Source organism: Blautia sp. NSJ-175, assembly GCF_022867815.1.
GTDB classification, from domain to species: Bacteria; Bacillota; Clostridia; order Lachnospirales; family Lachnospiraceae; genus Blautia; species Blautia celeris.
The window spans coordinates 101,796-116,541 of the sequence record NZ_JALIFQ010000010.1; the positions used below are offsets into that span (position 1 = coordinate 101,796).

At 49.7% G+C, this 14,746-nt stretch carries 9 protein-coding genes and 2 pseudogenes; 5 read left to right on the top strand and 6 right to left on the bottom strand.

Annotation, left to right across the window (positions count from 1 at the left end; translation table 11 throughout):
- Window positions 1-45: 45 nt before the first annotated feature.
- A complete protein-coding gene (locus MUB35_RS16605; RefSeq protein WP_033141289.1) occupies window positions 46-987 on the bottom strand; it encodes a DUF1848 domain-containing protein in 942 nt (313 codons plus the stop codon).
- A gap of 174 nt (window positions 988-1,161) precedes the next feature.
- On the opposite strand from MUB35_RS16605, the gene MUB35_RS16610 reads away from it, so the two are divergent.
- Window positions 1,162-3,105, top strand: a complete 1,944-nt coding sequence (locus MUB35_RS16610; protein ID WP_054351845.1) for a right-handed parallel beta-helix repeat-containing protein — start codon at window positions 1,162-1,164, stop codon at window positions 3,103-3,105.
- Window positions 3,106-3,171: 66 nt separating this feature from the next.
- Here MUB35_RS16610 and MUB35_RS16615 read toward each other — a convergent pair whose 3' ends face one another.
- The 4 genes from MUB35_RS16615 to MUB35_RS16630 form a co-directional block, all read right to left on the bottom strand.
- Window positions 3,172-5,874 carry an EAL domain-containing protein gene (locus tag MUB35_RS16615; RefSeq protein ID WP_244806512.1) on the bottom strand — a complete coding sequence of 901 codons (2,703 nt, stop codon included), beginning with the start codon at window positions 5,872-5,874 and terminating at the stop codon, window positions 3,172-3,174.
- A 115-nt stretch (window positions 5,875-5,989) separates the two neighbouring features.
- Entirely contained in the window at window positions 5,990-6,784 is a 795-nt protein-coding gene (locus tag MUB35_RS16620) for an EcsC family protein (protein ID WP_244806513.1), read from the bottom strand.
- Window positions 6,785-6,820: 36 nt separating this feature from the next.
- Complete coding sequence (locus MUB35_RS16625; protein ID WP_244806514.1) at window positions 6,821-8,962, bottom strand: ATP-dependent helicase; 2,142 nt, start codon at window positions 8,960-8,962, stop codon at window positions 6,821-6,823.
- Window positions 8,963-9,069: 107 nt separating this feature from the next.
- Complete coding sequence (locus MUB35_RS16630) at window positions 9,070-11,739, bottom strand: DEAD/DEAH box helicase (protein ID WP_244806515.1); 2,670 nt, start codon at window positions 11,737-11,739, stop codon at window positions 9,070-9,072.
- Between the two features lie 423 nt (window positions 11,740-12,162).
- Here MUB35_RS16630 and MUB35_RS16635 point away from each other — a divergent pair, with 423 nt between their 5' ends.
- From MUB35_RS16635 to MUB35_RS16645, 3 genes are read left to right on the top strand one after another with little or no spacing between them, the layout of a single operon-like run.
- On the top strand, window positions 12,163-12,681 hold the full coding sequence (locus MUB35_RS16635) for a TetR-like C-terminal domain-containing protein (protein ID WP_244806516.1): 519 nt from the start codon (window positions 12,163-12,165) through the stop codon (window positions 12,679-12,681).
- Complete coding sequence (locus MUB35_RS16640; protein WP_033141296.1) at window positions 12,665-13,357, top strand: ABC transporter ATP-binding protein; 693 nt, start codon at window positions 12,665-12,667, stop codon at window positions 13,355-13,357. The genes MUB35_RS16635 and MUB35_RS16640 overlap by 17 nt, the downstream gene beginning before the upstream one ends.
- A 4-nt stretch (window positions 13,358-13,361) precedes the next feature.
- Window positions 13,362-14,516: an ABC transporter permease gene (locus MUB35_RS16645; protein ID WP_244806517.1), complete on the top strand. Its 1,155-nt coding sequence runs from the start codon at window positions 13,362-13,364 to the stop codon at window positions 14,514-14,516.
- Here MUB35_RS16645 and MUB35_RS30825 read toward each other — a convergent pair.
- A pseudogene (locus tag MUB35_RS30825) lies at window positions 14,459-14,596 on the bottom strand (DUF6783 domain-containing protein); the annotation flags it as partial. The gene MUB35_RS16645 and the pseudogene MUB35_RS30825 overlap by 58 nt on opposite strands.
- On the opposite strand from MUB35_RS30825, the pseudogene MUB35_RS30830 reads away from it, so the two are divergent.
- Window positions 14,534-14,716 (top strand): annotated as a pseudogene (locus MUB35_RS30830) (DUF6783 domain-containing protein). The pseudogenes MUB35_RS30825 and MUB35_RS30830 sit on opposite strands and share 63 nt — an antisense overlap.
- Window positions 14,717-14,746 lie beyond the last annotated feature (30 nt).

Sequence of the window (14,746 nt, forward strand, 5' to 3'; positions counted from 1 at the left end):
ATAAAACACCAGTTTTTCGCTGCCGATCTGTGGCACGGCCGCAGCCTAAATAAGAATCCAGCTCTCCTGCATCCTCTTCAGGGACTTGACCTTCCGCTCTGTCACTTTATCCTCCGGCAGTATCTCACTGCACAGGATAGGGGATTCTGCCGTGTATCTCCTTCGCCCGGCTGCGGCGGCCCGGCTGCTTTGGTTGGCATAGCAGTACAGGCATCCGTGGGGACAGGTATCATAGGCACCGATATCTATACTCTCCACACAGCCGCATTCGCTTCTCTGGTTTTTGTCTTTTTTCACATCCAGGCTGCAGCCGCACAGACGCCGGATCAGTTCCCCGTCCACACAGCTTCCGTGGGCAATCCCGTATTTCTGCAGGTCTGCTTTTTCCGCGCAGGTCACGATCTCCATACCGTGAACATGGGCAGTGCGGGCCAGCTCCCCGGCGAATCTGCCCAGGCTTTCCTCCTCCAAATTCTCACATTCCAGCATTTCCAGGTTCTTTTTTATCTTCGGATAGTAGTCAAGAAAACTGATCACCACCCGCTCTGTATAACCCTCCAGCGCCTCTGCGATTCCGGAAAATGCCCGCAGATGATATTGCGGTGTATAGCGGGCATTAAAGAAAACCGGGTCATAGCGCCACACCACCCGTTCTGCCCCTATAGTCTCTGCCAGTGTTTGGAACGCGGGAATCAAAACCTGTTTCTTATCCGGCAGCCCCGGCTCCACATCCCTTCCGTACCCGGTCAGAGTAAACTGAAAATAATACATATACGGATCAAGAAGCGGCAGCTTCTCAAACATAGGGACCGGATTCTTGGTCCAGAACACAATACAGTCCACCACCTCCGGCTTAAGGGATATCCTGCTCACCTGATGAAAGTTAAAAGGATTGCGGACACAGGCATATCCCTCCTCAATCCTTTTAAAAAACCAGTCCCGGTAATAGGCCGGTATATCTGTCCTTCGGCTCACACTCAATATCATTCACGCCACCTCTTTTTCGAAAATATGTTCGTTTTTCTGATTATACACCTTTTTTTCACCGGACACAACTGTGACACAAATTTCAAGGAAAATCCCCCAAAATTCGTCTTGTCCCTTCCCTCCCCATTGTCTATACTTATAGACATGAAAAGGTTTATGACAGGAGGAAAAATCATGAACAGAGAATACCATGTAGCCGTCACCGGCTCTGACTATGCAAAGGGGACGAAAGAGGATCCCTTCCGAACCATACAAAGGGCAGCCAAAGCCGCCGAGACAGGAGACAAAGTCATTGTACATGAGGGCGAGTACCGGGAATGGGTCAAGCCGGAACACAGCGGCTACAGCGACATCAGCCGTATTGTATACGAGGCAGCCGAGGGAGAAAAGGTCGTGATAAAAGGCTCCGAACGGATCCAAAACTGGGAGAATACAGAGGGGACCGTTTGGAAAGCAGTGATTCCAAACACTGTTTTCGGTGACTACAATCCCTACAAAGAGCCGCTCTGGGGTGACTGGTTCATCTATCCGGATGACAATTCCGTCCATGCAGGAGATGTCTACTTAAACGGCAAATCTTTCTACGAAGCAAAATCCCTGGATGAGGTGAGAAATCCCCAGATCCGCACAGAGGGATACAACCCGCCGTGGACCAAACACCCGGAACCCATCAAAGATAAAGAGTGGACCATTTATCAGTGGTATGCTGAGACAGACCATGAAAATACATATATTTACGCCAATTTCCAGGGAGCTGATCCCAACAAAGAGCTGACCGAGATCAATGTGCGTAAGTGCTGCTTCTACCCTGAAAAAACTGGCATGAATTATATCACCGTGCGCGGCTTTGAGATGGCACAGGCTGCCTGCCCCTGGACACCGCCTACTGCTGACCAGCCGGGCCTTCTGGGTGCTAACTGGAGCAAGGGCTGGATCATTGAAAACAATATGATACATGATGCGAAATGCAGCGGCATCAGCATTGGCAAGGAGGCCTCCACAGGCCATAACCTCTGCACCAGAAGACACAGAAAACCGGGATACCAGTATCAGATGGAGGCAGTGTTCCGCGCCCTGAAGATTGGCTGGAGCAAGGAAAAGATCGGTTCCCACATTATCCGCAACAACGTCATCTATGACTGCGGACAGAATGGTATCGTAGGCCATATGGGCTGTGTGTTCAGCCAGATCTACAACAACCATATCTATAATATTGCCGTAAAACACGAGTATTTCGGCTATGAGATCGCAGGCATCAAGCTGCACGCAGCCATTGACGTACAGATCCACGACAACAATATCCATGACTGTACTCTGGGCACCTGGCTTGACTGGCAGGCACAGGGCACGCGCGTCAGCAAAAACCTGTACTATAACAACGACCGTGACCTGATGGTGGAAGTGACTCACGGGCCTTATATGGTAGACAACAACATCTTTGCCTCTGCCTACAACTTCGACAATATCGCCCAGGGCGGTGCATATATCCACAACCTGTGCTGCGGAACCATGAGAAGAGAGGATGTCCTGAACCGATCCACTCCCTATCACTTCCCGCACAGCACGGAAGTTGCCGGCACCACACCTGTATACGGCGGAGATGACCGTCTGTACAACAACATTTTCGTGGGCAGCGTGGATGCCTATACGGAGCAGTCCTTATGCGGAACCATAGGCTACAACGGCTCCACCAAAACCCTGGAGGAATATATGGAAACCGTTGCTTCCATGGGAAATGAGGACCTGGAAATGTTTGAACAGGTAAAACAGCCTGCCTACATCAATCACAACGCTTATCTGAAAAATGCCCCGGCATTTGACGCGGAGAAAGAGAACTACACAAGTGCTGCTGATCCCCAGGTAAAAATCTCCGTGGAGGGAGAGGAAACCTATCTGGAAATCCATGCAGAAAAAGAGATGCTTCATATGCCCGCCGGAATCATCTCCACAGAAACACTGGGTATGGTCCGCATTCCGGAAGCCCCCTTTGATGGCCCTGACGGTGAATCCATTGTTCTGGATACTGACTATAACGGTGCCGTACGCTGTGAAACACCGGCTGTTGGACCTTTAGAAGGACTGAAAGAAGGATATAATAAAATAAAAGTCTGGGGATAACCCAGAACCTCAGAACGGGACACCCCATAACAGGGTGTCCCGTCTTTCTTTGCAGCAGAGCTATTTTTATTTATCTAAATACCGTTTCTCGTATTCATCCACAGAAATGGGTTTGCTGAACAGAAATCCCTGGGCCAGCTCCACACCGCAGGTCCGGAGAACCTCAAGCTGTTCCTCCGTCTCAATTCCCTCCGCCACGATCTGAATGCCCATCTTTTGCCCCATATCCACAATGGAGCTGACAATAGCCTGGGCCTTGGGATTACTCACCACATCGTCTACCATGCTTTTATCCAGCTTCAAAACGTCGAACTCCACTGCGGATAAAAGGGCCAGATTGGCATATTCCGTGCCGAAATCATCAATCGTCACAATGAATCCCGCCTCTCTGAGGCTTTCTATCAGGACACAGATATCTATGTCATTGCCACTTCTCACAGTCTCCGTAATCTCAATTTCCAGACATGTCGGTGATATCCGGTATTTATCGCATATGGAAAGAAGATGCTCAATAAAATGCGGCTGTGTCAGGGAATACCTTGAAAAATTCACAGATACGGGGAAGCCCTTTTTCCCTTCCCTGCTCCATGCCTTAATCTTGGAACAGATAAATTCAAACACAAAGAAATCAATCTGGCTGACTGTCCGTGACTCCTCCAGCAGAGGCAGAAAATTTCCCGGAAGGACCAGGGAGCCATCTCTTGACTGGTACCGGATCAGTGCCTCCGCTCCCACTGCCGTCCGGTCCGCTGAGGAAATCTTCGGCTGCAGATAGACCACAAACTGGTTTCTGCTGATTTCCTGCCTGAGGATTTCCGGGTCAGTCAGATAGAGCAGCTCATCGCTGTGATGGCGGTACCTCTTGGAAGCCGGGTTATTTCTGTAGAATTCCTTTTTGTCCTCGTACATCTGCGCATCCGCGTTTGCCACGACCTGTCCCACATCCACTAATTTCTCAGTCCACTGGGAGCCGATAGCAGCTTTGCACAGTGCATCCCGCTTAAATGCAGCCCTCAGCTCATTGACCCTTTGGCAGAATCGTTCCTTTGGCACATCATGGCAGATGATCACAAACTCATCGCCTCCCACACGATAAAAACTACCCTCCTGAAAGACCTGTTTCATGCGTTCCGCGCATTCTGTGAGTATTTTATCCCCAAAGGCATGGCCGTACCGGTCATTGATGTCCTTAAGTCCATTGACATCCAGATAAACGATGCCCACGCTTCCCTCTTTGCCGGTCATCCTCTGCATGTCCTCAATATAACGGTTTCTGTTATAAAAGGAGGTCAGAGTATCGTAGTAACTGAGATGGGCTAACTGCTGCTCATCCTCTGCCCTCCGGTAGGCAAGCAGGATAAAGTAGCAGATAGTCTGAAGGATAGAACCAATGTTCATCAGACGGTCCTCCGGAAGATTGTCCACCCCCAGACAGCCCATCAGCACATCATCTATCTCCAAAGTGGAGATTGCCACATTGCGGATATTCCGTTCTCTGGCAATCGCTTCACTTCCCTGAAATATTGTCATGAACTCTTCCGCGTCTTTCATGACAATACAGCCTTTTTGATTCAGAACCCTGCGCCACTCTTCCAGTTGTGCAGCGGATATATCCTTCAGAGCCTCATGCCGGGAACCCGCGTTTTCGGCACACCATTCATAGTCATTGTGCAGAAATCCCTCACGCAGATTAAACATATAGGTTCTCTCTGCCTTTAAAAACGTTCCGATTTCCCGCAGTACATCTCCCACTGCCTCTTTCATATCTTTTTTACAGTACAGTGTCCTGACACACTCCATCACCATCTGCTCTGAGCTCAGAGCGTATTTCAGTTTTTCTTTCTCCTGCTCCGCATCAGTGGTGTCAAAGGCCAGCTCCAGCCGTGCCCGTCTTCCTTCCCACTCGATCAGGCGGTCTTTCAGAAGATAATGGCGGCCTGTAATGGGATTGGTAATCTCCCAGGTATAGTTCTCCCCGCTCTTTAAAAATCTGTTGGTACAGAATGGACAGGGACTATCTCTTCCCTGAAGGACACGGTAACAGATCTTCCCCTCAATATCGTCCAAATGAAAGCTTCGTTTTCCTGCGTCGTTGATAAATAACAGCTCATATGTATCCATATCTGAGACGTATAGGAGCTCCGATATTTCGTTCATGGGAGCCTGCAGGTCCTGCGTCATTCTGGAGAGCTTACGGCTCTTTTCCAGATTGGCGTTTTCCATCATTTCCACTTCTCTGCGCCGCTGTTCCTGCTTTCTCATATAGACAGCCAGCAGAATCGCCGCAGCCGTACATATCAAAGTCAGCGCAGCAAAGCAAATCTGTGCCATACGGACATAGCGCTCCGCGTACTGCTCCGCAGTACCCACACTCTCATCTGCCAGTTCAAAAAAATCTTCGCTCAGATTATAAAGCCTTTGGCTGTCCGCGCCCTCCCGCACCTTCCGGATTTCCTGCTTCATCTCTTCCCAGCGTTCCTGCATGAGCGCCACCATTTCCTGGTACTCATCGTCCTTCAGCCTGACCAGCCTGTTCTCGCCTTCTCCTGTGCGCAGTTCCTCTATGATGCCGTCCAGTTTTGAAATCAGGGCATCATCCCGGCGTCCCTCCAATTCTTCTTTAACAAGTCTCTGGGTTGCTCCGCGAACAACTCCGGTGTAATTGATGACCCTTGCATTTCCCTGAAGATTCCCCATAGAATACAGGGACAGGAGTCCCGACAATACAAGAACGACCAGCAGGAAAATGGTCATCATCCTCTTCTGCATATTTATTTGCCCTCAAACTTTCTCACAGACAGCCACACAGTTTCCCAACCGGACGGCAGTATTCCGTTAATCTCTAAACCACTTTTCTTAAGTATAGAATGTATTCTGCTGCAAGTCAATTGGCTTTGTCTTTGTCTGTTAGAAACCTTTTTCTGTACTTTATTTTCACATAATCCAGTATTCTTCTTAAATAGATGGAGTCATAGGCTCCACCGATCGCTCCGGCCACGGGGATCCCCTGCAGGAATTTCATATACAGAAGCTCTCCGGAAAGAACAGCGGATGTCTCCTTTATCTGTTCCCTGCTGTCATATCCTTTAGGGACAACAGGTTCCAGAATATATCTGTCTGCTTTGGCGTTCATCTGTTCCAGTGTCTCTGCGTAGGACAGTGACCCCTGTATAAGCAAAAGTATGAAATACTTTTCCTCCTCCGTATCATATGGGTATCCGTAGTGAAGCGCTGTCTCATAGATACTTTTCAGTATCATCCCCGTAAAAAGCGGGATATCCGGAAGACCGATTCCCAGGACACCGAGTCCCACCCCTTCCACACCGGCCAGAAGCAGATTTCTGTTCCCTGCAGCCTGCGCTTTTTTCGTAAATGTGCGCAGTGTCTTTTTGTTCTCCATCAGTCCCGCAGCGTAGGCGTCCACTTTATAATTGTGCTCTATCTTCTCCCTGGAATATGTCTTCTCTATAAAATCCGTACCTTTTTCAAAAATAAGGCCGAATGCCTTTTCAAATGCTTTATCCAGCGTCTCCTGCAGCCTGGCCGGAACTTTCTCCTCCAAAGTCCGGTCCAGAAAAGATGCCTTCTTCTCCGCGTTTTTCTTCAGAAATGCCTGCTCCTTTTTCAGGACAGCCTCCATCTCCGCACGCAGCGGTGATTTTTTATTTCTCTTGATCATGGTACCACCTTTCCGGAAAATTCCTGCCTCACTCTTCTATATATATTCCAGTTCGCTGAACGCTTTTATAAATTCTTTCGTTCCATAACCCTCGAATTCTGCCTCCAGCATGGTTTCATCCTCCCGCACAACCACACCTGTTCCGTATCTGGGATGCCGGACACGCTTTGTTGGGGCTGGCTCCTGTTCCCGCAGACTCCGCTTCTGTTCCTGCAGACTGCGCTTCTGTTCCTGCAGACTCCGCTCCTGTTCCTGCAGACTTCGCTTCTGTTCCTGCAGACTCCGCTCCTGTACCTGCGTTCTCTGTTCCTGCACCTGGCGTTTCAGCTCCTGCAGGCTGACAGCGGGTCCCCGCTCTTCCTCCCCTTCCAGAAGGCGCGGCGGAATCATGCGGATGTATCGGCTCTCCCCCGGCATGGCCCTCTCACCGGGATTTGTATAATAAGACAGCTCCAGTCTGTCTTTTGCCCTGGTGATTCCAACGAAAAACAGCCTGCGTTCTTCCTCTTCTCCATCCATGTCTCTGGTTTTAAGGGGAATCAGGCCATAATTTACCCCTGTGATAAACACACAAGAAAACTCCAGCCCCTTTGATGCGTGCAGTGTCATAAGCTTCACACTGTCTTTCTCTTCGCTGATCTCCTCCCTCAGCACATCCAGCCCGTAGAGAGAGGAGGAATTGATAAACGCCCGCATTCCCGCCTCCTGGTTCTCCTGCTGCTCCTTCACATAGTCAAACATGATCTGAAACAGCCTGTGCACGGCATCCCTGTCCTCCATGTAAGAAGCAGACACAGGATTCAGATACCGCTCCAGTTCAAAATAGGAAAACAGTGCTTCCTCATCTCCGAGTTCCTCACAGATTCGGCTGAATCCGCACATCTTATCAAACAGAAGACTGGCTCCCGGCTTACTGTTGCAGACAATCTCTTTTGCCTTCTTCTCACTGATTCCCTCCCCGTACTCCCGGCTGGCGAGCACATAGATGCCGGATGGGGTATCTTTTTTATTCAGTGAAAAGCGCAGCAGGCGGATGCACCACCGAAGCACAGGCACATCCCCCACCGTTCTTTTTAATGAGACCTCAAAGGGAATCCCCTCTCTGGAAAACACATCCTCAAACATTCCGGACTGGCTCTGCAGGCGGTAAAAAACAGCCATCTCCCCGTATGGCGTGCCCTCCCTATGCAGCTTTTTTATTCTTCCCGCAAGATAGCAGGCATCCTGAAAAGCATCATACTGCCGTTTCACGATTATTTTATTCCCCGGCTCCCGCACGCCTGTAAGGGGGCTGCCGTTCTGCAGAAAGCATCGGGCAGCCTCCAGGATAGAGGAGCTGGAACGGTAATTGATGGGGAGGGTCAACTCTTTTGCCCGGTATTTATGTTTCAGGGTATAAAAAATTTGAAACGCACTGCCCCTCCAGCTATAGATCACCTGATTGGGATCTCCCACGGCAAAAAGATTGGCGCCTCTGCTGACCAGCCGGTCAAGGAAAACAAGCTGCTGGCTGTCACTGTCCTGGACCTCGTCTACAATGACCCATTTGGGAGACGGAGAATTTCCAATCTCCTCCCTCAAAAGAAGATTGGCATTTTCCAGCAGGTCAAAAAAGGTCATTTTGTCCTGACTGGCCTTTTCCTCCCGCAGCAGACGGACCAGATCAAAGATATCGTCCTGATATTTTGAAACTTTTTTCTCCTCCCCGCGGACAGCCATTGCCGACTCCAGTCTTTTCTTCAGGCGGTTCTTATATTTTATTTTCAGTTTGTGCTGCCGGATCAGATCAAGTGCCAGTTCCAGCTCTTCCTCAGGGTCTATGACCAGAAAATCTCTGGTATATCCCAGCTTTTCCACCGGAAGATATTCCCGCAGATAATACAGGGCTGTGCTGTGAAAGGTACCGAATCCTCTGAGCTTTTCCACAGGCAGCTCCGGTTCTGCGGCCAGAAGCCTGGACTTTATCTCATCTGCGGCTTTATTTGTAAAAGTGAGGACCGTCATCTCCTCATAATTCACCTTTTTCACATGGTGGAGATACTGCACTTTGGATATCAGCACTGTGGTCTTGCCGCTCCCCACATTTGCATTTACTATGCAGGCAGGGCTTTCATCCAGAACTGCCTCTTTCTGATAGGGATTCAGTCTGTCCAGCTCTTTTTCATTGTATAATTCCATATTTTCATCCTCGCCCGCAGCTGTACGGTTCAAATCACTGAACTGTTGTCCTGCTGTTTGTTACTGCATTTTGACTGGGGAGTATTCGCCCCATCGCAAAACAATTTTTATTTGGTATCATTTAGATGGGAATACCTTCGCCTGATTTTTTCTTCTGTATCTTTCCTGTTTTCTGTTCCTTCCGCCAGACGCACCTCCAGGCGCAGGGACGGGGGTGCATCCGTATAGAAGGAAATGATGTTTTTCAGGCTTAACCTGTTAGACGGTTCCAGAATCCAGGCCTGGTAAAAAGTACTGGACGTGGGAAGAAACAGGGTGTCTCCCTCAATGCTTACCTGCTCCACGGTATTGAAAAACGCAGCCATGGTTTCCCCTTTCCGGCCTAAAAAGACGCAGAACTCCTTCCATTTACGGGGCAGTTCCTCAAAGGAAAAGGGCTTCTGCATATAAGTGGAAGGTGTATGTTCCGGCAGTTTCATGCCCATAGGAGAATCCAGCTCTAAAAGCAGGTTTTCCAGGCCCCAATAGACAATCTTTTTATCCAGACGGTAATCTCCCACACAGGCAGCGCAGCCATCCTTACATTTGCAGCCTCCCACCATTTCCATGGCATGTTCTATGATCTTCGACATCAATTCATAGGCTTTCTCCGCGTAGCCCAGACCGCCCACATACTCGTCAAAAATGTACAGGCACACTTCCTCCTGAAGCCCTGCGCCCAGATCCAGTGCATTGCCGGACATAGTGACACCTATGTCCTCCTGTTCTGTCATGGTCGCCATGCGGGCCGCGTTTCTGATGGCATAGCAGATACCGTCAAAATGGTTATTTCTTAAAATCTGTCCGTTTCCCGATTCCCTTATAAGACTCCGGTACACCTGCACAACGTTTTTAGGAATGGTGATCCAGGTACTCTCCGTGTCAAAATCTTTTGACAAAGGACGTGTAAGCTGCCCGTAACCCAGGTTCTGGTGGTTGTGAAACTGCAGCTTTTTATACATGTAGACAGATTCTTTTACATTTACATCGCCGAAAAAAACTTTTGTCCTTTTGTATTCCTTTTCCGCATTTCCGTGTATGACTCGGATGGTGGTGCTGCTGCCCGGCATAGTGTAATAATTTCCATGGAAAGGAACCGCGTAGGAGGTCTTTGTCTCCTGATCCATGCGGACCACTTCATACTGGGCACCTCCGTGCATGTACACAGCGCCCTCATGGATTTCACGGAACGCCTGCATCTCATCCATCTCTGTTATGACTCTGGCATTTTCCTGGTCCACCAGTTTATATCTGACTTTATCGATATTCCTCAGGCTGAAATCTCCTGCCGGAAAGGTGTCTCCGCACCAGGAAAATCTGCCGTCCTGGGCGCTCAGCTCTTTGACTCTCAGCAGCACCGGGATCGTCTCACCCAAATCGGGAAAGACAGCGATATCATCAAGGGTGAGAGGCAGCTCCGCCGCCGCTGCCCGGATGTGGGCAAGCTCAATCAGCAGGTTGTCCCGGTCCACCACTGCACTTTCGCTCTCCCCGTCGAACAGCCAGTCCGGATTAATGGAAATGTACTGGTCAAAGGGCAGGTTATCCAGGATCAAATAGTTGGAACATGCCCTGCCGCTCCTTCCGGCCCTGCCGGTCTGCTGCCAGAAGGAAGCCCTGGTTCCCGGGTATCCGGCGAGTACGGTTGTGTCTATCTTGCCGATATCAATGCCCAGCTCCAGAGCGTTGGTGGAAATCAGGCCGCATAGCTCGCCTGTGGTCATTTTGCGCTCAATCTCTTTTCGCTCCTTTGGGGTATAGCCTCCCCGGTAGCCGGAGATCCGATCAGCAGGCCCTGTACCGGATATGTCCTCCCCGTCCAGCATGTCCCGGGCTTCTTTTAAGATGACCTCCACATTTCTGCGGGATTTTGCAAAGGTGAGAAAGCTCTGTCCCTCCTCGGCAAGCTGTGCCGTCATGGCTGCTGCCACAGCGGTACTCTGTACCTGGCCGTAGTATTGGTTGTCTTTTCCGTAAATCTTTGGCGGCTGGAGAAAGAAATACCGCTTTTCAGGTGCCGGAGAACCGTCCCTGTCAATGCGGATGAATTCTCTCTGGCACACTGCCCGGGCAAGTTCCACGGGGTTTGCTATGGTAGCGGAACTGCAGAGGAACCTGGGTGATGCGTGATAGTATCTGCAGATTCTGGAAAGACGGCGGAACACATTGGCAAGATGGGAGCCAAAGGCGCCGCGGTAGGTGTGGAGTTCATCTATGACAATGTATTTTAAGTTGGAGAATATGAAGTCAAAGCCGGCTTTGCTGTGGTTTGGGAGAAAAGCGCTGTTGAGCATTTCCGGGTTGGTCAGGATAATGTTGGCATTCTTCCTGATACGGCTGCGCTCCGTGGGCGGCGTATCACCGTCGTACACCCCTGCCGACAGTCTGTGTTCTCCAAATGTCTCGATCCAGGGGCGGATGGCACGGTACTGGTCGCTTGCCAGGGCTTTTGTGGGGTAGAGGAAAATGGCTCTTGACTGAGGATTGGAGAGGATTTCCTGTACGACCGGGAGGAGGAAACCCAGGGTTTTGCCACTGGCGGTGGAGGTTGTGATGACGATGTTTTTGCCCCGGGTGGCCTGGATGAACATTTCGGCCTGGTGGGTGTAGAGGCTGGGGATGCCGTGGGTGGCCAGGTGGGTGCGGATTTCCTCTGACAGGGTCTGGGGGTAGGGGGCGTACTGCGGGGGGATGGAAGGGGTTGTTTTTTGGTAGGTGATGAGGTTTTCTATTTGCATGGTTTTGACTCCTGGGGTGATTTTTTTGTTTATAGGAACGTTTGTTCTTAGTTTAGCATTTTTTTTGGGGGGATGCAATGGGGTTGTGGCTTCGATTGTGGCTCACGGACGGGACCATCAGAGGGCCGGGGGCGGGAGGGCAGAGGCCCTCTGATGGTCCCTGACGGTGAAGTGCGGATGTAAGAGTAAACAGAGCAGTTTTTAGATTAATTGAGGATTTGCGGATTGACATTGGGGGTGGATGTGGTATTATGGAAGCAAGTGTTTTAAATCGCATGTTTTAAATCAGATGATTCAAATTATATTTTGCTGAATATCTATGTGTATATTATGAGAATGGAGAGGTTTGGGATGCCGCCTAGGGCTAAGTTTACGAGGGAAGAGATTGTGGATGCGGGGTTGAGGATTGTTCGGAGACGGGGGATGGGGGGTGTTACGGCCAGGGAATTGGGGGCGGAGCTGGGGAGTTCTGCAAGGCCGGTGTTTACGGTGTTTCAAAATATGGAAGAGGTGCAGGCGGAGATTGTGAAGGCTGCCAGGGAGGTTTATAACAGGAGTGTGAAGCGGGGGCTTGAGCAGGATATGGCTTTCCGGAGTGTGGGGATGGAGTATATCCGGTTTGCACAAAGGGAACCTCAGCTTTTTCGGCTTTTGTTTATGACGGAGAGGGAGGAAATGCCTGATGTGAAGGATGTGCTCTTCGCTATTGATGATAACCATGAGGAGATTCTGCAGTCGGTTCGGGAGCAGTATGGACTGAGTGATGAGGATGCGTGGACTTTGTACCGGCATTTGTGGGTCTATACTCATGGGATCGCTGCTCTCTGCGCTACCAATGTGTGCAGTTTTGAGGAGAAGGAGACTGAGGAAATGATGACTGAGGTTTTTACAGGAGTATTGAAAAATATAAAGGCAGGTGAACGGCATGATCAGAGCTTGTGATCTTTTTAAGTCTTATGGGAGTGCCGATAATCCGTTTCCGGTGCTTCGGGGGATTTCCCTGGATATTGAGGACGGGGAGTTTGCCGTTATTTTAGGGGCTTCCGGGTCCGGGAAGTCTACGCTGCTGAATGTTTTGTCGGGATTGGAGACGCCGGATCAGGGGGATGTCTATTATGAGGAGAAAAAGATCACCGGGCTCAGTGAAAGTGAACTGACACGGTTTCGGAGGGAACAGGTGGGGTTTATTTTCCAGCAGTATTACCTGCTGCCTCATATGAATGTGGATAAGAATGTGAAAATGGGGGCAGACCTGTCCGGTAATAAGGATTACCGGGAGGTGATCGAGGCTGTGGGGCTTGGAGATAAACTGGAAAAGCTGCCCGGGGAGCTGAGCGGCGGGGAACAGCAGCGTGTCTCCGTGGCAAGGGCACTGGCGAAAAAGCCCAGGGTGCTGTTTCTGGATGAGCCGACAGGCGCTCTTGATGAGGCTACCGGAAGGCTGGTGCTTGACTATATCTGCAGGCTGCAGAAAATGTATCATTTTACGGTTGTGATGGTTACGCATAATCAGAATATTGCGCAGATGGCCCACAAGGTCATTCTTATGAACAGCGGTAAGATCAGGGATCTGTACAGAAATGACACACAGAAAACAGCTTATGAGATAGGATGGTGATGGTATGGTAGTAGGACTCAAGGATGCCGCTAAATTTACCGGAATTTTTATTATATCCTGCTGTGCAGTGTTTGTCTGTACCCTGTTTTTGAACTTTAATATGGATATGGCAGGGATACGGGATGAGATTGCGCCCGGGCCTGTCACTGTGTTTTATGAGGCTCAGGTCTCCTCCGGCAAAATGATAAGCTGCGTGAGCGGAGGGTGCCTTCTGCTCACCTCTGTGCTCATGCTGTTCTTTTATATTAAGCATTATATTGACAGTCACAGAAAAGAACTGGGGATTTTAAAAGCTCTGGGGTATTCTGATTTTAAGATCGCACGCGGGTTCTGGGTGTTTGGGTTCAGTGTGCAGTTTGGAACCGGTGTTGGATTCGGGGGAGCTTTTCTCTTGATGCCCAGATTTTACAGGGTGATGAATGAAGAGAATATCCTGCCGGATATTGCCGTACAGTTTCATTTCTCACTGCTTGTCTGCCTGGTTCTGATTCCTGCTGCATTCTTTTCCGCTCTCGCTGTCCTTTACGGATGCCGAAAGCTGGGAAGCCCTGTGCTGACACTTCTCAGCGGGAAACAGGGCGGGATCTTCAAGATAAGACGGCAGAAAAAAAGCGGCAGAAAGAATCTTTCCTTTCTGCAGGATTTAAGGCAGAGCACGGCCAGAAGCCGTATCTCACTTGTGTTTTTCATTGGATTTGCTTCTTTTTGTTATTCTTCTATGATGCAGATGACTTTCGGTATGGATGAACTGGCAAGCCCTATGTTCACGGCGATCATATTTGTGATCGGGATTGTGCTTTCTTTTACCACACTTCTTCTGTCTGTCACAACCGTTGTTGACTCCAATACCAAGACCATTGCCATGATGCGGGTATTTGGGTATTCGCAGAAAGACTGCAGAAAAGCCATTCTGGACGGGTACAGACCTGTGGCTTACACAGGATTTGCCATCGGCACCGCGTATCAGTACGGGCTGGTGAAAGGCATGGTTTCCATTATTTTTAAGGATGTGCCTGAAGTTCCCGATTACACCTTTAACTGGCAGGCGCTTTTTATCACTCTGCTCTCCTTTGCTGTGGTATATGAGTGTATGATGCTTTGTTATTCTGTGCGGATCAAAAACATTTCTTTAAAGGAAATCATGCTAGAGCGTGTTTGAAAATTGCTTTCGGCAAGCTGTGCGTCACAGTTTGTGGGAGATTTGACCCCGATGAAGGAGGCGTAGCGGGCTACGCTGACTGAATTGGGGGCAAATATCCCGCAAAGTGGGGCGTGCAGATTGTCGGAATGAATTTTCAAACAGGCTCTAGACTGACCATTCTTCTCACTGCTGCATTTTCCCTTGCATACTTTTCATAAAATGCGTATGATATACAAAAGTAAACCAGG